The 18,271-nt window shown below is 66.9% G+C and carries 12 protein-coding genes; 5 read left to right on the top strand and 7 right to left on the bottom strand.

Annotated elements, in window-relative coordinates:
* Positions 1-93 precede the first annotated feature (93 nt).
* The 3 genes from purL (at position 94) to AC07Z7_RS10070 (ending at position 6,215) form a co-directional block, all read left to right on the top strand.
* Positions 94-4,101, top strand: a complete 4,008-nt coding sequence (gene purL, locus AC07Z7_RS10080; protein WP_494766170.1) for a phosphoribosylformylglycinamidine synthase — start codon at positions 94-96, stop codon at positions 4,099-4,101.
* Between the two features lie 136 nt (positions 4,102-4,237).
* Positions 4,238-5,224, top strand: coding sequence for a DUF808 domain-containing protein (locus tag AC07Z7_RS10075; RefSeq protein WP_494766169.1), 987 nt, complete (start codon positions 4,238-4,240; stop codon positions 5,222-5,224).
* Positions 5,225-5,624: 400 nt separating this feature from the next.
* Positions 5,625-6,215 carry an OmpW/AlkL family protein gene (locus AC07Z7_RS10070; protein ID WP_252658217.1) on the top strand — a complete coding sequence of 197 codons (591 nt, stop codon included), beginning with the start codon at positions 5,625-5,627 and terminating at the stop codon, positions 6,213-6,215.
* A 67-nt stretch (positions 6,216-6,282) separates the two neighbouring features.
* On the opposite strand, the gene AC07Z7_RS10065 is transcribed toward AC07Z7_RS10070, so the two are convergent.
* The 3 genes from AC07Z7_RS10065 to AC07Z7_RS10055 form a co-directional block, all read right to left on the bottom strand.
* Positions 6,283-6,927, bottom strand: coding sequence for a LysE family translocator (locus AC07Z7_RS10065; protein WP_494766168.1), 645 nt, complete (start codon positions 6,925-6,927; stop codon positions 6,283-6,285).
* A gap of 206 nt (positions 6,928-7,133) precedes the next feature.
* Positions 7,134-8,207, bottom strand: coding sequence for a metal-dependent hydrolase (locus AC07Z7_RS10060; protein WP_494766175.1), 1,074 nt, complete (start codon positions 8,205-8,207; stop codon positions 7,134-7,136).
* A 31-nt stretch (positions 8,208-8,238) separates the two neighbouring features.
* Positions 8,239-8,946 carry a dioxygenase family protein gene (locus tag AC07Z7_RS10055; protein ID WP_494766167.1) on the bottom strand — a complete coding sequence of 236 codons (708 nt, stop codon included), beginning with the start codon at positions 8,944-8,946 and terminating at the stop codon, positions 8,239-8,241.
* A 289-nt stretch (positions 8,947-9,235) separates the two neighbouring features.
* Here AC07Z7_RS10055 and egtD point away from each other — a divergent pair, with 289 nt between their 5' ends.
* Together egtD and egtB are read left to right on the top strand one after the other, a co-directional pair.
* On the top strand, positions 9,236-10,156 hold the full coding sequence (egtD, locus tag AC07Z7_RS10050; protein WP_494766166.1) for an L-histidine N(alpha)-methyltransferase: 921 nt from the start codon (positions 9,236-9,238) through the stop codon (positions 10,154-10,156).
* Positions 10,157-10,167: 11 nt separating this feature from the next.
* Positions 10,168-11,403, top strand: coding sequence for an ergothioneine biosynthesis protein EgtB (gene egtB / locus AC07Z7_RS10045; protein ID WP_494766165.1), 1,236 nt, complete (start codon positions 10,168-10,170; stop codon positions 11,401-11,403).
* A gap of 14 nt (positions 11,404-11,417) precedes the next feature.
* Here the strand turns inward: egtB and AC07Z7_RS10040 are convergent, their stop codons facing one another.
* The 4 genes from AC07Z7_RS10040 to AC07Z7_RS10025 form a co-directional block, all read right to left on the bottom strand.
* Positions 11,418-11,879, bottom strand: coding sequence for an energy transducer TonB (locus AC07Z7_RS10040; RefSeq protein ID WP_494766164.1), 462 nt, complete (start codon positions 11,877-11,879; stop codon positions 11,418-11,420).
* 83 nt (positions 11,880-11,962) lie between these two features.
* Entirely contained in the window at positions 11,963-13,246 is a 1,284-nt protein-coding gene (locus tag AC07Z7_RS10035) for an O-acetylhomoserine aminocarboxypropyltransferase/cysteine synthase family protein (RefSeq protein ID WP_494766163.1), read from the bottom strand.
* Positions 13,247-13,422: 176 nt separating this feature from the next.
* Positions 13,423-16,116 (bottom strand): cation-translocating P-type ATPase, encoded by a 2,694-nt coding sequence (locus AC07Z7_RS10030; protein WP_494766162.1) that lies wholly within the window; start codon positions 16,114-16,116, stop codon positions 13,423-13,425.
* Between the two features lie 34 nt (positions 16,117-16,150).
* Complete coding sequence (locus AC07Z7_RS10025; RefSeq protein ID WP_494766161.1) at positions 16,151-18,154, bottom strand: peptidase U32 family protein; 2,004 nt, start codon at positions 18,152-18,154, stop codon at positions 16,151-16,153.
* Between the last annotated feature and the right edge of the window lie 117 nt (positions 18,155-18,271).

Genomic DNA, 18,271 nt, shown 5'->3' with positions numbered 1-18,271 from the left:
CCATGCCCGGTAAAATGGCGGGCTCCGGTCCTGGCTGCACGCTGGCGCCCGGAGCCACCCCCTACCCCTGACATCCCCCAACAGGCCGCTACCGTGACCTTGCACATGACCACGCTGGCGGGCGGCAACGCCCTCAGCTCCTTCCGCGCCCAGCAACTTCAACCCGCCCTGGAGGCGATCCACCCCAAGATCAGTGGCATTGCAGCGCGTTTCGTGCACCTGGTCGCCACCGACGCGGCCCCCACACCCACCGATCAAGAACGCCTGACAGCACTGCTGACCTATGGCGACCCGTACGCAGGCCCCGAAGACGGTGCCGTGCTCATCGTCACGCCCCGCCTGGGCACGCTGTCACCCTGGGCCTCCAAGGCCACCGACATTGCGCGCAACTGCGGCATTGCCATCCGCCGGGTGGAGCGCATCACCGAATACCGCATCAGCCTCAAGGCGGGCCTGCTGGGCAAGGCGCCCGAGCTGACGGCCGAGCAGCTGGCCCAGGTCGCCGCCCTGCTGCACGACCGCATGACCGAGTCCGTGGTGGCCGACCGCAGCGCCGCCGCCGCGCTGTTCACCGAACTGCAGCCCGCGCCCATGGAGCATGTGGATGTGCTGGCCGGTGGCCGCGCTGCGCTGGAAGCCGCCAACACCCGCTTCGGCCTTGCTCTGGCCGATGATGAAATCGACTACCTCGTGACCGCGTTCACGGGCCTCAAGCGCAACCCCACCGACGTGGAACTGATGATGTTCGCGCAGGCCAACAGCGAACACTGCCGCCACAAGATCTTCAATGCCCAGTTCACCATCGACGGTGTGGCCCAGGACAAGAGCCTGTTCGGCATGATCCGCAACACCCACCAGCTGGCGCCGCAGCACACAGTGATCGCGTATTCGGACAACGCCTCGGTGATGGAAGGCCATCAGGTCGAGCGATTTGTGGCAAAAATGGCTGCTACCGCGCATCCATCAAGCGCTAATAGCTATCAAAAGAGTAGCGTTACCCAGCATGTGCTGATGAAGGTGGAAACGCATAACCACCCCACGGCCATCTCGCCCTTCCCAGGCGCCTCCACCGGCGCGGGCGGCGAGATCCGCGACGAGGGCGCCACCGGCCGGGGCTCCAAGCCCAAGGCGGGCCTCACGGGCTTCACCGTCTCTAAGCTCTGGGGCAGCACCGTGGGCAAGCCTGAGCACATCGCCAGCCCGCTGCAGATCATGGTCGAAGGCCCTCTGGGCGGCGCGGCGTTCAACAACGAATTCGGCCGCCCCAACCTCAACGGCTACTTCCGCGAGTACGAGCAGAACGTAGGCGGCGTGCAGCGCGGCTACCACAAGCCCATCATGATCGCGGGCGGTGTGGGCGTGATCGACGCCGAGCTGACGAAGAAGATTGAATTCCCCGCTGGCTCGCTGCTGATCCAGCTGGGCGGCCCCGGCATGCGCATCGGCATGGGTGGCAGCGCCGCCAGCTCCATGGCCACCGGCACCAATGCGGCCGAGCTGGACTTTGACTCGGTGCAGCGGGGCAACCCCGAGATCGAGCGCCGTGCGCAAGAGGTCATCAACCACTGCTGGGCGCAGGGCAGCAACAACCCCATCCTCGCCATCCACGACGTGGGCGCGGGCGGTTTGTCCAACGCCTTCCCGGAGCTGACCAACGACGCAGGCCGTGGTGCACGCTTTGACCTGCGCGCCGTGCAGCTCGAAGAGTCCGGCATGAGCCCGAAGGAAATCTGGAGCAACGAGTCGCAAGAGCGCTACGTGCTGGCGATTGCGCCCGAGTCGCTGGAGCAGTTCAAAGCCTTTTGCGAACGCGAGCGCTGCCCGTTTGCCGTGATCGGCACCGCCACCGAAGAGCGCCAGCTGGTGCTGCACGACCCCGCTGCCACGGCTGACGACCAGAAGCTGCCCGTGGACATGCCCATGAACGTGCTGTTGGGTAAGCCGCCCAAGATGCACCGCGATGTGAAGACCGTGGAGCGCCAGTTCGCACCGATGGACTTGACCGGCGTGCCGCTGCAAAAGGCCGTGATCGACGTGCTGGCCCACCCCACGGTGGCGTCCAAGCGCTTCCTGATCACCATCGGCGACCGCACGGTGGGCGGCCTGAGCCACCGCGACCAGATGGTCGGCCCCTGGCAAGTGCCTGTGGCCGATTGCGCCGTGACGCTGGCCGATTACAAGGGCTTTGCGGGTGAGGCGATGAGCATGGGCGAGCGCACGCCGCTGGCCGCCATCAACGCGCCCGCATCGGGCCGCATGGCCGTGGCCGAGGCCATCACCAACCTGCTGGCCGCGCCCATCGAGTTGCCGCGTGTGAAGCTCAGCGCCAACTGGATGGCCGCCTGTGGCGAGCCCGGCGAAGACGCCGCACTGTACGAAACCGTGAAGGCCGTGGGCATGGAGCTGTGCCCGGCATTGGGCGTGTCCATCCCCGTGGGCAAGGATTCGTTGTCCATGCGCACGCAGTGGAGCGAAGGCGCGGACAAGAAGAAGGTCACGTCCCCCGTCAGCCTGATCGTGAGCGCATTCGCCTCGCTGTCCGACGTGCGCGGCACGCTCACTCCCCAGCTCAACGCCACCGAGGCCGACACCACCCTGGTGCTGATCGACCTGGGCAAGGGCCAGAACCGCATGGGCGGCAGCATCCTGGGCCAGACACTGGAGCAAAGCGGCGATGTGGTGCCTGATGTGGACGACCCCAAAGACCTGGTCAACCTCGTCAACGCCGTGAACGCCCTGCGCGCCAAGGGCCAGATCCTGGCCTACCACGACCGCAGCGATGGCGGCCTGCTGGCGGCCGCGGCCGAAATGGCCTTTGCGGGCCATGTGGGCGTGGCGCTCAACGTGGACATGCTGGTGACTGAGGGCGACGGCATCAGCGACAGCCGCATGGAAACCGGTGACGCCAAGAACTGGGCGCAGCAGGTCAGCGCCCGCCGGGAAGAACTCACGCTCAAGGCCCTGTTCAACGAAGAGCTGGGCGTGCTTCTGCAGGTGCGCACGGCAGAGCGCAACGACGTGATGCAGGTGCTGCGCGAGCATGGCCTGTCCAAATTCAGCCATTTCGTGGGCAAGACCCGCCCTGTGTCGTCCGAAATCGACGCAGGCAAGGGCGAACTCCAGGTCTGGCGCGATGCCAAGGCCGTGTTCAGTGCCTCGCTGGCCGACCTGCACCAGGTGTGGGACGCCGTGAGCTGGAAGATCTGCCAGCAGCGCGACAACCCCGCCAACGCAGATGCCGAACACGCGGCCGCAGGCGAGCCCACCGACCCCGGCCTGCACGTGCACCTCACGTTCGATGCCGCCGACAACGTGGCGGCGCCGTACCTGAACCTCGCCAAGCCCAAGGTCGCCATCCTGCGCGAGCAGGGCGTGAACTCGCACGTCGAGATGGCCTACGCCTTCACCGAGGCGGGCTTCGAGGCCTACGACGTGCACATGACCGACCTGCAGACCGGCCGCGTCAAGCTCGAAGACTTCAAGGGCGTGGTGGCCTGCGGCGGCTTCAGCTATGGCGACACGCTGGGCGCTGGCATTGGCTGGGCGCGGTCCATCACCTTCAACCCGGTGTTGGCCGCACAGTTCCAGGGCTTCTTCGGTCGCACCGACACGTTCGGCCTGGGCGTTTGCAACGGCTGCCAGATGTTTGCCGAGCTGGCCGACATCATCCCCGGCGCACAAGACTGGCCACGCTTCACCACCAACCAGAGCGAGCGCTTCGAGGCCCGCCTGTCGCTGGTGGAAGTGCTCGAATCTCCCAGCCTGTTCCTGCAAGGCATGGCGGGCAGCCGCCTGCCGATTGCCGTGGCGCATGGCGAGGGTTATGCCAACTTCAAGTACCGGGGCAACGCCGACAAGGCCATTGCCGCCATGCGCTACGTGGACAACCACGGCCGTGCGACCGAGCAGTACCCGTTCAACCCCAACGGCAGCGCGGGTGGCCTGACGGCCGTGACCACCGCCGATGGCCGCTTCACGGCCATGATGCCGCACCCCGAGCGCGTGTTCCGCAACGTGCAGATGAGCTGGACCAGCGAGGACAAGGCCCAGTACAGCGGCTGGATGCGCATCTGGCGCAACGCGCGCAAGTGGGTAGGCTGACCCTGGTTGCCGTTCGGGCAGCACGCGTGACTGGGAACGGGGCTTCGGCCCCGTTTTTCATGGGGCGTTGATATCAGCAGGATTGACGCGGGTCATTGCTATAGTCGGCGCTTTTCATCCATTCCAAGGACTCCCCATGGCCTCTGGCAGCCTGCTTGCCCTGCTCGACGATATCGCCACCATTCTGGACGACGTGGCCGTGATGACCAAAGTGGCGGCCAAGAAGAGTGCGGCCATGGCCGACGATGTGTCCGTGATGACCAAGGTGGCGGCGCAGAAGACAGCGGGGGTGCTGGGGGACGATCTGGCGCTCAATGCCCAGCAGGTGACCGGCGTGCGCGCCGAGCGCGAGATTCCGGTGGTCTGGGCCGTAGCCAAGGGCTCGATGATCAACAAGGTCATCCTGGTGCCCGCTGCGCTGCTCATCAGTGCGTTTGCGCCCTGGGCTGTGACGCCGCTGCTGATGGTGGGAGGCGCTTTCCTGTGTTTCGAGGGCTTTGAGAAGGTGGCCCACAAGCTGCTGCATTCCGAGCATGAAGACGCAGCCGAACATGAAAGCCATGCCAAGGCCAACGCGAACCCGGCGGTGGACCTGGTGGCGTTTGAAAAAGACAAGATCAAAGGCGCCGTGCGCACCGACTTCATTCTGTCGGCCGAAATCATTGCCATCACCCTGGGCACGGTGGCCAGCGCGCCCTTCGCGCAGCAGGTGGCCGTGCTGTCGGGCATCGCCATCATCATGACCATCGGCGTGTATGGCCTGGTGGCGGGCATCGTCAAGCTCGATGACCTGGGCCTGTGGCTCAGCAACAAGGCCAGCAGCGCGGCTCGGGCGCTGGGGGCAGGCATTGTGCGCGCGGCGCCTTGGCTGATGAAGGGCCTGTCCGTGGCGGGCACGGCAGCGATGTTCCTGGTGGGCGGCGGCATCCTGGTGCATGGCGTGCCTGCGCTGCACCACGCCGTCGAGGCCGCAGCCGGCGCAGCAGGCCAGTGGCCCGCAGGCGGGGTGTGGAAGGTGGTGGCCGAGAACCTGCTCAACGCCGTGGTGGGCATTGTGGCCGGGGGCCTGGTGCTGGCCGGTGTCACGCTGGTGCAGCGCCTGCGCGGCAAGTCCACAGCGTAAGAACGTGTTTACGATCTTTTCGGGGCCGCGTTGGGGCGCAATCGGGATGAGTGGATGCTTCGGATGCGCCGCATGGGCTCGTGCCCATGCAAGCAGTCGAGGCGTCCAATCGCCCGATTTCGCCCCAACCCTTCGGGCAAGTGCCTTGCCGGGCGGTCTGCAGCGTTGCGGCGCTTGTGGATAGCCAAGCTATCCACTGCACCCCGCGCCTTGCATCCCATCCCGGCAAGGTACTTGCGCGGCCCTGAAAAGATCGTAAATACGTTCTAAGAATGGGCATGTCTTGATGTAGGTCCAAGGGTTAGTACCAAGGCCTTGAGTTAAGGCAAGGCCGGTGGGCAGGTGCAACGGTTCAATACATGCACGGGGGTCGTCCCCGTCCAACCGATGCGAAATCACCATGAAAAAGAACCTGCTGGCTGTAGCTGCCCTGTGTGTCCTGTCTTCTGGCGCTGCCCTGGCGCAACAGGCTGAAGGCCCCTGGATGGTCCGTGCACGTGCGGTGCACCTGGACAGCGCCAACAAGGACAGCACGCCCCTGGGCCTCACGGTCAACAACAAGGCGATTCCTGAAGTCGATATCACGTACTTCTTCAACAAGAATATTGCTGCGGAGCTGATCCTCACGGTGCCGCAAAAGCACACGCTGCGCGCCGGCGGCGCAGCCATCGGCACGCTCAAGCACCTGCCACCGACACTGCTGGCGCAGTACCACTTTGATGCCCCCGGCTTCAAACCTTATGTGGGCGCGGGCCTCAACTACACGCGCTTTTCCAGCGTGAACCTGCCTGCCGGTGTGGACATCGACCGCAACAGCTTCGGCCCCGCGCTGCAAGTGGGTGTGGACATCCCGCTGGCCAAGAATCTTTACCTCAACTTTGACGTGAAGAAGGTCTTCATCAAGACCGATGTGACTGCGGGTGGTGCCAAGCTGGGCACCTTCAAGGTAGACCCTGTTCTGGTGGGCGTGGGTCTGGGTTGGCGCTTCTGAGGTGCCGCCCGCCATCGCCCCGGCGATGGCGGGCTGTGCCCGGAAAGCGCCTTTGCGGCGGCGCTGGTCAGCCCGCACTGCGGCGGTACAACGCCAGTGAGGCGGCCAGCGCCAGCAATGCCCCCCCGCAGCAGCGGTCCAGCCACTGCACGGCACGGCGGTGCAGCAGCCGGATGGCGCGCGCTCCGACCAGCGCATAGCCCAGCATCACCGCACCATCGAGACTGGCAAACACCACCGCAATGGCTGCGTACTGCGGCCACTGTGGTGCATTGGCATTGATGAACTGTGGCAACAGCGCCGAGCAGAAAAGATAGCCCTTGGGGTTGGTGACCGCCACCAGAAACGAACGCAGGAAGATGCTGCGCGGCGTGGCTGCCGCCCCTCCAGCGCCCGGTTCGCCCCCTGCGGATACAACATCCAGGCCCCCGCGCGAGCGCAGCAGCCGCCATGCCAGCCAGGCCAGATAGGCCGCCCCCAGCCACTTCACCACCGAGAACCAGAACTCCGACGCGGCCAGCAGCGCGCCCAGGCCCAACGCCACCGCGCCTACAAGCACGAAGTCGGACGTGACCGCACCCAGCATGCCCGGCAGGGCCCGGCGTACGCCGTAGCGGGCGCCATTGGTCAGCGCCAGCAGCACCGTGGGGCCCGGCGTGGCAATGGCCACCAGTGCCACCAGCGAGAAGACCAGCAGGGTGGCGAGTGTCATGCCGCCATCCCGCAACCGGTGGCGGGTTTCACGTTGCTGATGCGGATGTCGGCGTTACCGGGCCATTGGTTCCTGTGACTCTTTGTGCTGTGGCGGGGCATGGAGGGCATGGCATGGTGTGGTCGGGATGTATGGACCCAGCGTAGGCCGCAGGCAGCCCCTTCACAAGGCACAGATGCCGCAATTTTGGGCAGTACACCTGCGCTTCATGGCCTGCTCCCCGATGGCTGCCCGCGCACGGCCTGTGGTGGTGCCAGCGCCACATCCGCCCCCCACATGCGCGCCCACAGCCAGGGCAGGGCGGTGGCCAGGTCGGGCCGCTGCCACTGCTGGGTGGTCGGGCGCTGGCCCCCAGCCATCTCTGCTGGGCTGCCCAGGTTGAAGTGAAAGGTGTAGGTGGGCTCGTTGCCCATGCGCAGGTCGGTGATGAAGACCTCCCCCCCGGCCTCGCTCATCTTGAAGAAGCCGTGGCTGAACCGTGTAATACGGTCCACCAGGGCGTTGCCCTGGTAGCGCGCATACAGGTCTGCGCCCCGTTCGTGGGCGGTCCAGCGCACAGGGCGGTCGCCGTCCAGCAGCCCGTAGTAGCCCTCGTAGTAGTGCGTGGGCGTCACGGCCACGGCGCGCCACAGCAGGGTGTTGAAGGGCGCGGGCGTAACGAGCAAATTGCCGGGCGCCAGTTGCGGCACCGGGGCGTGTGCCAGAAACCGCTGCGTGGCCATCTGCTGCGCGGCCACGCTCCAGCCCAGGTAGGCCGTGCTCAGCACCAGCCCGGCGCGCGCCCAGGCAATGCCGCGCCCGTGGCGCAGCAGCAGCGCCAGCAGCACGCCCAGCAACAGAGGCAGGGTGTAGAGCGGGTCGATGATGAACACGCTGCCCACGGCATACGGCGTGTTGGTCAAGGGCAGCAGCAGCTGTGTGCCGTACACCGTCATCCAGTCGAGCAAGGGGTGGGTGACCAGCGCCAGCCACAACGCCAGCCACCAGCGGGTAAACAGATCAGGCTCCCGGTGCAGGAGCGACACCAGCCAGGCCAGCGGCGCCGACAGCAGGGTGAGGTAGAGCAGGGCATGGCTTTCTGCACGGTGCAGCACCATGTTGAGAATGGCGTCGCCATGGTCGATGAGGGCGTCCAGGTCGGGCAGCGTGCCAGCAATGCCGCCCCAGAGCGCGGCCTTCCACACGGCGGTGCGGCGGCCCAGGGTGGCGATGCTGACGGCGGAGCCCAGAACGAGTTGGGTGACGGAATCCCTGCGGTGGAGAAGGTGGGCTGGGCAGATGGGGTAGTGGATTGTGGTGGGTGGCGGCCATTCAGGCCTGCACCACCAGTGCAAACTCGGCCCGCATGCCATCGGCCGACGGCGAAAACGGCACTGTGAGGGCCGCACGCTCCGCCGCGCTCAGGCGGCGCCAGAGGAAGTCGCTCGCGTTGCCTGGGTCGCCCGCCACATACATCTGCGTGGTCAGCAGCTCGCGATCGGGAAGGCGCACCTTGAAGTGGATGTGGGGCGTGCGCCCCGTGTAGGGCGCGGGCCGGATGGTGCGGAAGCGGTAGCGCCCGTCGCGGCCCAGCACCACGCGGCCAAAGCCCTGGAAGGCCGGGGCGGCCTTGTCACCATCGCCAGGGTGGTGGTAGTGGCCGTCTGCATCGCATTGCCAGATCTCGACCGTGCCACCCGCCAGGGGCACGCCCTGCGTGTCGGTGACCCGGCCTTCCACCCACACGGGTTGACCATCCACATAGCGCATCAGGCCGTTGCGCAGCAGGTCGCCATCGCTGTCCGATGGGAACCGGACCGGGTAGTACGGCCCCTCGGTCTGGCGCGGCGTGGGGGCCAAGGCCCCTTGCGCCAAGGCGGCGGGCACCAGGGCCGGGGCCACTACCAGGGCGCTGCCCCAGAGCCCTTGCCGCAGCAGGCGCCGCCGCGTGGGCCCCGAGTCCGGTGAGGGGCGCGTGTCGATGCCCGGTGAGGGGCAAGGGCGGGGGCTGGATGGCGTTGGACCGGTGCGGGTGGGCATGGGGCACTCCTGCAAAAAAAGGTGGGCACAGCGGCGTTGGAGCGGGGCCCCGGGCGAAAGTGCCCACAAAAATGGCAATGGAGCACCGTGCCAGGCGCGGGCTGCGGCAGAAATGGCGTGTACACAATGTCATCCAGGCGGCGCACAATGGCCTGCTGGCGGTGGGGTGATTGTTTGGCACCCCCGCCTGGGTGCGGGATGGTCTGCGGGAGCCCCCAGGGCCTCGGGGCCGTTCTGTTGGATGAACCAGCGGCGCATGTGCGCCGCGTGAGACGCCTCGACACAACCCATGCATTTGCCCAGCCCCACCGACGACATCACGCGCGGCCTGAGCCAGCGGCCCGCGAGCATTTCGCCCAAGTATTTCTACGACCAGCACGGCTCCCGCCTGTTTGAAGAAATCACCCGCCTGCCCGAGTACTACCCCACACGTACCGAAACCGCGCTCATGCAGCAGCATGCGGCCGACATTGCCCGCGCCGTGGGGGTGGGGCGCACGCTGGTCGAGCTGGGTGCGGGCAACTGCCAGAAGGCCCGCACCCTGTGCCGGCTGGTGCAGCCCGCATGCTTTGTGGGGGTGGACATTTCGGCCGACTTTTTGCAGGCGGCGGTGCAGGACCTGCGTGACGACTTCCCGGGCCTCGATGCACGGGCCGTGGGCGGCGACATGACGCAGGGCGTGGCCCTGCCCGACGACATCCCGCGCACTGGTAGGCTGGTGTTCTACCCCGGTTCGTCCATCGGCAACTTCGACCCGCCCCACGCGCTCGACCTGCTGGCCCACATGCGCGAGCTGATCGACGACGACGGCGGCTTGTTGATTGGCATCGACCTGCCCAAGGACGTGGACGTGCTCGAAGCCGCGTACGACGATGCGGCGGGTGTGACGGCCGCCTTCAACCGCAACGTGCTGCGGCATGTGAACCGGCTCATCGGCAGCAACTTCGACGTGGAGCAGTGGCAGCACCGCGCATTTTTCAACCAGGGTGCGTCCCGCATCGAAATGCACCTGGAGGCCATGGCGGACTTCGATGTGCAATGGCCCGGCGGCGGCCGCCGGTTTGAGCAGGGCGAGCGCATCCACACCGAGAACAGCTACAAGTACCCCCTGCGCGTGTTCACCGACATGCTGGAGCGCGCCGGGTTTTCGCAGGCCCAGGCCTGGACCGACGACCGGGGCTGGTTTGCCGTGGTGCACGCCAGGCCCTGAAGGTTTCTGGTATGACCAACATGGATTTTGGTTCTCCACTCACCAGGCTGCTGCACCGCTACACCGCTGTGCGCAACCACACAGAGGCCCTGGTTGCCCCCCTGTCGGCCGAGGATTGCGGCGCACAGTCCATGCCCGACGCCAGCCCCGCCAAGTGGCACCTGGCGCACACCACCTGGTTCTTCGAGACCTTTGTGCTGGAACCGCACGAGCCGATGTTTGCGCCGTTCAACCCGGCGTTCCGCGTGCTGTTCAACTCCTACTACAACGGCGTGGGCGCCAGGCACCCGCGCCCGCAGCGGGGTTTGCTCACGCGGCCGCGGCTGGCCGAGGTGCTGGCCTACCGCGCCGATGTGGACCAGCGCATCGCGCGGCTTATGCCCGCCGTGCTGCAGAGCGATGCGTTGCGCGCACTGGTTGAGCTGGGCTTGCAGCATGAGCAGCAGCACCAGGAGCTGCTGCTCACCGACATCAAGCACCTGCTGTCGTGCAACCCCATCTTTCCGGCCTATGGCGATGCCACCACCCCGGTGGGCGATCCCGCCATCACCCCCGCCACTGCGCCCCCGGGCTGGGTGCGTCTGGAAGGAGGGCTGGTGGACATCGGCCACGGCGGCACCGGTTTCGCCTTCGACAATGAAAGCCCGCGCCACCACTGCTACCTGGCGCCGTATGCGCTGGCCTCGCGGCTGGTGACCTGCGGCGAGTGGCTGGCGTTTGTGCAGGCCGGGGGTTACCAGCAACCCGCCCACTGGCTGGCCGAAGGCTGGGACTGGCGTGTGGCCCAGGGGCTGGAGCACCCGCTGTACTGGCACCGCCCGGTTGGCGACGGCCCCTGGCAGGTGTTCACGCTGGCGGGGCTGCAGCCTTTGCAGGCGGCGCTGCCGGTGTTGCATCTCTCGTATTACGAAGCCGACGCCTATGCCCGCTGGGCAGGCGCGCGCCTGCCCACTGAGGCCGAATGGGAACACGCCGCGCAGCCCGCCCCAACCGGCAGCCCTGGACTGGAGCAGCTGTTTGGCACCGCCTGGCAGTGGACCCAGTCGAGCTACGCCGCCTATCCCGGCTTTCACCCTGCCGAAGGCGCGGTGGGCGAATACAACGGCAAGTTCATGGTCAACCAGTACGTGCTGCGCGGCAGTTCGTGCGCTACGCCGCCGGGGCACGCGCGCAGCACCTACCGCAATTTCTTTCCTGCCACTGCACGCTGGCAATACAGCGGGCTGCGGCTGGCGCGTGACGCATGAGTGGCGTCACCGCGCTATCTGACGCGCTCAGGTTCCATGCGGAAGGTGTGCTGCAGGACCAGGCGGGCGGGTTCCCCGTTGCGTAGCAGCGGCGCAAATTTCCAGCGGCGCACGGCATCGATCGCCGGCTTGTGCAAGGCATCATCCCCTGTGCCAGACAGCACACGAACGGTGCCGACCAGCCCGCTGGGCATGATCTCGAACGACACCGTCACATCGCCGCGTGCTTTGGATGAGGTGTCATTCAGCAGGAAGGACGGGTAGCGCGGCAGCGGTGCCTCCAGCAGCGACAAAGGCGCATCCAGCGGAGGCGACACCTGCTTTTGCAGCAGTTGCTCGTCCTCCTTCTGGCGAAAACTGGCGACGTGGGAATCGGTCACATCCGCTCCGCGCGGCGGGATGGATGGTGTGGAGCTGCAGCCGACCAGAATCAGCAGGCCGAGCGTGACCGGAGCAAGAGAGGATAGGCGGGACATGGCGATCTTGAATCAGGGCACCCCGCGATCTGCGGGGCAGGCCCTCCAGTATCCCGCAACCTGCGCTGGCTGTTGCCGAAGGCTCAGACGGCGTCGAGAGCCTGCACCAGGTCGGCCCGCAGGTCGTCGATGTGCTCAATGCCTACCGACAGGCGCACCATGTTCTCGCTCACGCCCGCCTTGGCCAGCTCTTCGGGGTTGAGCTGGCGGTGGGTGGTGGATGCCGGGTGCGTGGCCAACGACTTGGCATCGCCGATATTGACCAGGCGCGTGAAGAGCTGCAGAGCGTCGAGGAAGCGCGCCCCGGCCGCACGCGGGTCGGCGTCGGTGCTCTTGAGCCCAAAGCTCAGGATGCCCGAGGCGCGGCCGCCCAGCTGGCGTTGCACGATGGCGTGGTCCGGGTGGTCGGGTAGGCCCGCGTAGCGCACCCATTCCACCTTGGGGTGGCTTTGCAGGTACTGGGCCAGCGCCAGCGTGTTGTCGCAGATGCGGTCCATGCGCAGGGCCAGGGTCTCGATGCCTTGCAGGATCAGGAACGCGCTTTGCGGCGACAGCGCCGCGCCCGTGTTGCGCAGCGGCACCACGCGCGCACGGCCAATGAAGGCGGCGGGGCCCAGGGCTTCGGTGTACACCACACCGTGGTAGCTCACATCGGGCTCGTTCAGGCGCGGGAAGCGCGCCTTGTGCTGCGCCCACGGGAACTTGCCGCTGTCCACAATCGCGCCGCCCACGCTGTTGCCGTGGCCGCCCAGGTACTTGGTGAGCGAGTGCACCACGATGTCCGCACCGTGCTCGATGGGGCGCAGCAGGTAGGGGCTGGGCACGGTGTTGTCCACGATCAGCGGCACGCCGTGGTCATGCGCCACCTTGGCGATGGCAGCGATGTCGGTCACGTTGCCCAGCGGGTTGCCGATGGACTCGATGAAGATCGCCTTGGTGCGTGCGTCGATGTGCTGCGCAAAGCTGGCCGGGTCGCGCGGGTCGGCAAAGCGCGTGGTGATGCCTTGCTGGGGCAGCGTGTGGGCAAACAGGTTGTAGGTGCCGCCATACAGCGTGCTGGCCGACACGATGTTGTCGCCCGCCTCGGTAATGGTCTGGATGGCGTAGGTGATGGCGGCCATGCCCGAGGCCACGGCGAGCGCGGCGATGCCGCCTTCGAGCGCCGCAACGCGCTTTTCGAGCACGTCGGTCGTGGGGTTCATGATGCGGGTGTAGATGTTGCCCGGCACCTTCAGGTCGAACAGGTCTGCGCCATGCTGGGCGCTGTCAAACGCATACGCCACCGTCTGGTAGATGGGCACGGCCACGGCCTTGGTGGTGGGGTCGGGGCTGTAGCCTGCGTGTACGGCCAGGGTCTCGATTTTCATGAAGGCTGTCTCTTTCGTTGAAGGGAAGGGAGTGGAGCAACCGCGTTCCACCCATGGCGGGCGTTGCTCGATGTGCCGAAGGCGCGGGCGATTCTGGCACCGCAGGCCCCTGGCGTCATCGAATCGTTGGCTATGTGCTTATGAGGTTCTTGTGCGTCCAGGGGCCCTGTGCCTGTTCACGCTGCGGGCTCATCCAGTGCGCTGTCGCTGGGCTCTGGTGCAGTGCGCCGCTGTTGCTGGCTGCGCCGCCAGGCCTTCTCTATTTCCACCACCACCAGCACCACCAGCGCGGCGCCAATGCACAGCGCCAGCTCGCCCAGGCTCAGCGGCTCGGTGCGGAAGATGGGGTTGAGCCAGGGCACATAGATGGTCGCCATCTGCAGCGCAAACGTGAGAAGTACCGCGCCCAGCAGCGGGCGGTTGCTCAACAGCCCCAGGCGCCAGATGGGCTCGGATTCGGAGCGGATGGCGATCACATGCGCCATCTGCGCCAGCGTGAGCACGGTGAACACCATCGTCTGCCAGTGCGCGTGCCCGGTGTGCAGCGCCCAGGCCTGCACCGCCAGGCACAGGCCGCCAATCAGTAGGCCCACGCCCAGGATGTGCTGCCACATGCCGTGGGCAAACAGGCTCTCGCGCGGCGCGCGGGGCGGGCGCTGCATGATGCCGCGCTCGGCCGGCTCGGCCGCCAGCGCCAGACCCGGAAGCCCGTCGGTGACGAGGTTGACCCACAGGATGTGGATGGGCAGCAGCGGAATAGGCAGCAGGAGCAGCGGTGCGAGGAAGATGGTCCAGATCTCGCCCGAGTTGCCCGTCATCGCGTAGCGCACAAACTTGCGGATGTTGTCGTAGATGCGGCGGCCTTCGCGCACCGCCGCGACGATGGTGGCGAAGTTGTCGTCCAGCAGCACCAGGCTCGATGCTTCGCGCGCCACGTCGGTACCGCCCTGGCCCATGGCCACGCCGATGTCGGCGCGTTTGAGCGCCGGAGCGTCGTTCACACCGTCGCCCGTCATCGCCACAAAGTGGCCCCGGGCCTGCAACGCCTCGACGATGCGGATCTTCTGCGCCGGGTCCACGCGGGCGTAGACCTGCACCTGCTCCACCTTCGCCTGCAGCGCGGCGTCGTCCAGCGTGGCCAGGTCGGCGCCGGTGAGCACCGGGGCATCGGGACTGCGCACGATACCCAGGCGGTGCGCAATGGCGCGCGCGGTGGCGGGGTGGTCGCCCGTGATCATCACCGGCGTGATACCCGCGCTGATGCAGTCGCGCACTGCGGCCTGGGCCTCGGGGCGGGGCGGGTCGATGAGGGCGATCAGGCCCAGCAGCTCCAGCTGGTTTTCTACCGCGTCGATGTCGTTGGTGTCCGGCAGGCGGGCGTGGCTGCGGCGGGCGAGGGCGAGCACCCGCAGGCCCTGGGCGGCGAGTTGTTGGGCAGTGGCGAGGACCTTGGCGGTGTCGAGTGCGGCAGCGCCGTCGGGTGTCCAGTGGGCGGTGCAGCGGGGCAAGAGCGATTCCGGCGCGCCCTTGGTGTAGGCCACAAACCCGTGCGCATCGCGGTGGAAGGTGGTCATGCGCTTGCGGTCGGAGTCAAAGGGCTGCTCCTGCACGCGGGGGCTGGCAGTGTCGAGCTGGGCCTTGTCCAGCCCGCCCGCGTGGGCGGCCAGCACCAGCGCAGTTTCGGTGGGGTCGCCCAGCCACTGCGTGCCTGGGGCGTCGCCGTCGCCTTGCGCCTGCCGCGTGGCGTCGTTGCACAGCGCGGCGGCGCGCAGGGCTTCGGCATGGGCCGGGCCGGGCAGGGGGTCGCCGGGCACCCAGCGCATGCCCTGGGCCAGCAGCAGCTCGGCATGCATGCGGTTTTGGGTCAGGGTGCCCGTCTTGTCGGAGCAGATGGTGGTGACCGAGCCCAGCGTCTCCACCGATGGCAGGCGCCGCACCAGCGCATGCACGGCCACCATGCGGCGTGCGCCCAGGGCCAGCAGCACGGTCACCACGGCGGGCAGCGCCTCGGGGATGGCGGCCACCGCCAGGCTGATGGCCGTGAGGGCCATCAGCAATGGCGCCTCGCCGCGCAGCACGCCCACCACAAAGATCACCGCGCAGATGCCCAGAACCGCAATCGCCAGGCGCTTGCCAAACGCCGCCAGGCGCAGTTGCAGCGGCGTGCTGCGGTCGCCCGCGTCGAGCAGCGTAGCCACCTTGCCCAGCTCGGTGTGCATGCCAGTGGCCACCACCAGCCCGCGCGCCCGGCCATGCGTGGCGGTGGTGCCTTTGAAGGCCATGTTGGTGCGGTCGCCCAGTGCGCCCACATCTTCGGCCGCCAGGGCCTCGGTCTGCTTGGCCACGGTGACGGATTCGCCCGTGAGGGCCGATTCATCCACCTGCAGCTGCGCAATCTCGATGAGCCGCAGGTCGGCGGGGATCTGGTTGCCTGCCTCCAGCAGCACGATGTCGCCGGGCACGAGCACGGTGGCAGGCACCACCTGCACCGCACCGCTGCGCAGCACGGTGGCGTGCGCAGCCGCCAGTTGCCGCAGTGCAGCCATGGCCTGGTCGGCGCGCCATGCCTGCACAAAGCCGATGACAGCATTGAGCACCACAATGACGAGGATCACCAGCGTGTCGGTGACCTCACCCACCAGCCCCGAGATGACGGCCGCGCCCAGCAGCACCAGCACCATGAAGTCCTTGAACTGGTCGGCCAGCAGGCGCCACCAGGGGCGGTCTTGCGATGCGGCCAGTTCGTTGGCGCCATGGGTGGCACTGCGGCGCCGGGCCTCGTCAGCATGCAGTCCTGCGTCCGGGTTGACGCCATGGGCCTGGGCCACAGCCTCGGCGGGATGCAGGTGGGGGGCTTGGGTAGGGGGCATGCGGCAATCTGGACAGAGGCCGCATGCCGGGGGATCAATGCGCGTTCTGCGGCCGGGCTTTGTAGAACTGGAGCGGGACTTCCGGCACCTGGTTCAGTACCTGGCGCTTGATCTTGCCCACCACGTGCATTTCACAGGGCTTGCAGTCAAAGCGCAAGGTCAGCTTTTCCTTTCCATTGATCAGCATCAAGGGTTCTGCCTTGATGGTGCCCTGGACGCCCGTCACGCCCTTGGCCTGCTTGGGGCACAGGCTCATGGAGAAGCGCACGCAGTGCTTGGTAATCATGAGGCTGACTTCGCCTTCCTCTTCATGCGCCTCGTAGGCCGCGTCGATCACCTTCACACCGTGGCGTACGTAGAAGTCGTGCGCCTTGTGGTTGAACACATTGCCGAGGAACGAGAGCGTGTCCTCAGGGTAGGGCGCGGGGGGCTCCACCGGCGTGGCGCGCTGCAGGCGCGTGAAGTTGTGGGCGCGGCTGGCTTCCAGGTCGGCAAGCGCATCGCGGCGCAGCGTGTTGAGCACCGAGGCGGGCACAAACCACGGCTGCGAAAGCTGCAGCGCAATGTCGTGCACCGCAAAAACGGTGGCGCCAAAACGGCCCAGTTGCTCGCGCAGGCTGGCTTCGGCCTTGGCTGCGTCGGTGGCGGGTTGGTGCGGCTGCTGCACTTCGGCACAGCCCACGTTGCCGTCTTCGTCGGTCAGCATCAGGCTGAAGCCGGAAGGTGTCTCGCTCAGGTGCGCCCACAGGCCGATGCGGCGGTCGCTGGACTTTTTCTCCAGCGTGCGCACCCAGTCCATGTCGCGGTTGCGGTTGATCTCGGTGCCCTTGCGCAGATCCTTGAAGCCTTCCATCGGGTCTTTCGGATACACGCGCCACTGGCCCACGCTGCGTGCCGACACGGGCTCGGCCACGTTGATGGCCATGCCCACCAGCTCCTTGTGCAGGTCGTAGTAGCACAGGCCGTCGCCGTTGTGGAGCACGGTGGCGGGGTCGCTCACTTCCAGCTCCACAAAGTCGGGCCCCACCTTGGTCACCCAGCCAATGGCCTGGCCCGGGTTCTTGGGGCTGTCGAAGGCGCCGATGTCTTCCTTGCGGCCGGTCACGAAGTAGTCGGTGAACTCGCGGTTGAAGTTCTGCAGCGGGTCGGGCGTGAAGGTGAAGGTGGTGCGCCCGCTGGATGAGCGGGAGAGCGGCCGGCCCTGGGCCTCGCGCTCTTCGATGATCTCGTCGAGCAAGGTGCGGTAGTGGGCGGTGATGTTCTTCACGTAGCCCATGTCCTTGTAGCGCCCCTCGATCTTGAAGCTGCGCACTCCGGCGTCGATGAGGGCGCGCAGGTTGTCGCTCTGGTTGTTGTCCTTCATGCTGAGCACATGCTTGTCATGCGCAATGAAGCGGCCCTGCGCATCTGTCACTTGGTAGGGCAGGCGGCAGGCCTGGCTGCAGTCGCCGCGGTTGGCGCTGCGGCCGGTCTGTGCATGGCTGATGTTGCACTGGCCGCTGTAGGCCACGCACAGCGCACCGTGGATGAAGAACTCGATGTTGGCGCGGCCCGGCGCATCCACCGGGCCCAGCGCCTTGTGCACGGCCGCGATCTGCTGCACCGTCAGCTCGCGTGCCAGCACGATTTGCGAGAGGCCGACGTCCTGCAGAAAACGCGCCTTCTCGGGTGTGCGGATGTCGGTCTGGGTGCTGGCATGCAGTTGGATGGGGGGCAGGTCGATTTCGAGCAGGCCCATGTCCTGGATGATGAGCGCGTCAGCGCCCGCCTCGTACACCTGCCAGGCCATCTGGCGCGCGGCCTCCAGTTCATCGTCGCGCAGGATGGTGTTGAGTGTGATGAAGATGCGGCTGTTGAACCGGTGCGCATGCTTCACCAGGCGCTCGATGTCCCGGATGTCATTGCCCGCGCTGGCCCGCGCGCCAAAGGCGGGGCCGCCGATGTAGACGGCATCGGCGCCGTGGTTGATGGCTTCGATGCCAATGTCGGCATCGCGCGCGGGGGAGAGCAGTTCGAGCTGGTGGGGCAGGAGAGACATGGGGCGTGATTATCCCAGCCACGTCGCGAAATGCCTGCGGGAGGACTGCCCATTAGCGTGGTTAATGCCAGAGCAAATTGCTAAGTTTGCATAGCAAGTACAGCAATTGGCCGCTGG

This window comes from Acidovorax sp. GW101-11A03 (assembly GCF_059424825.1).
The sequence above is the reverse complement of the archived record's forward strand: the minus strand, read 5'-3'. Positions and strand labels throughout refer to the sequence as shown.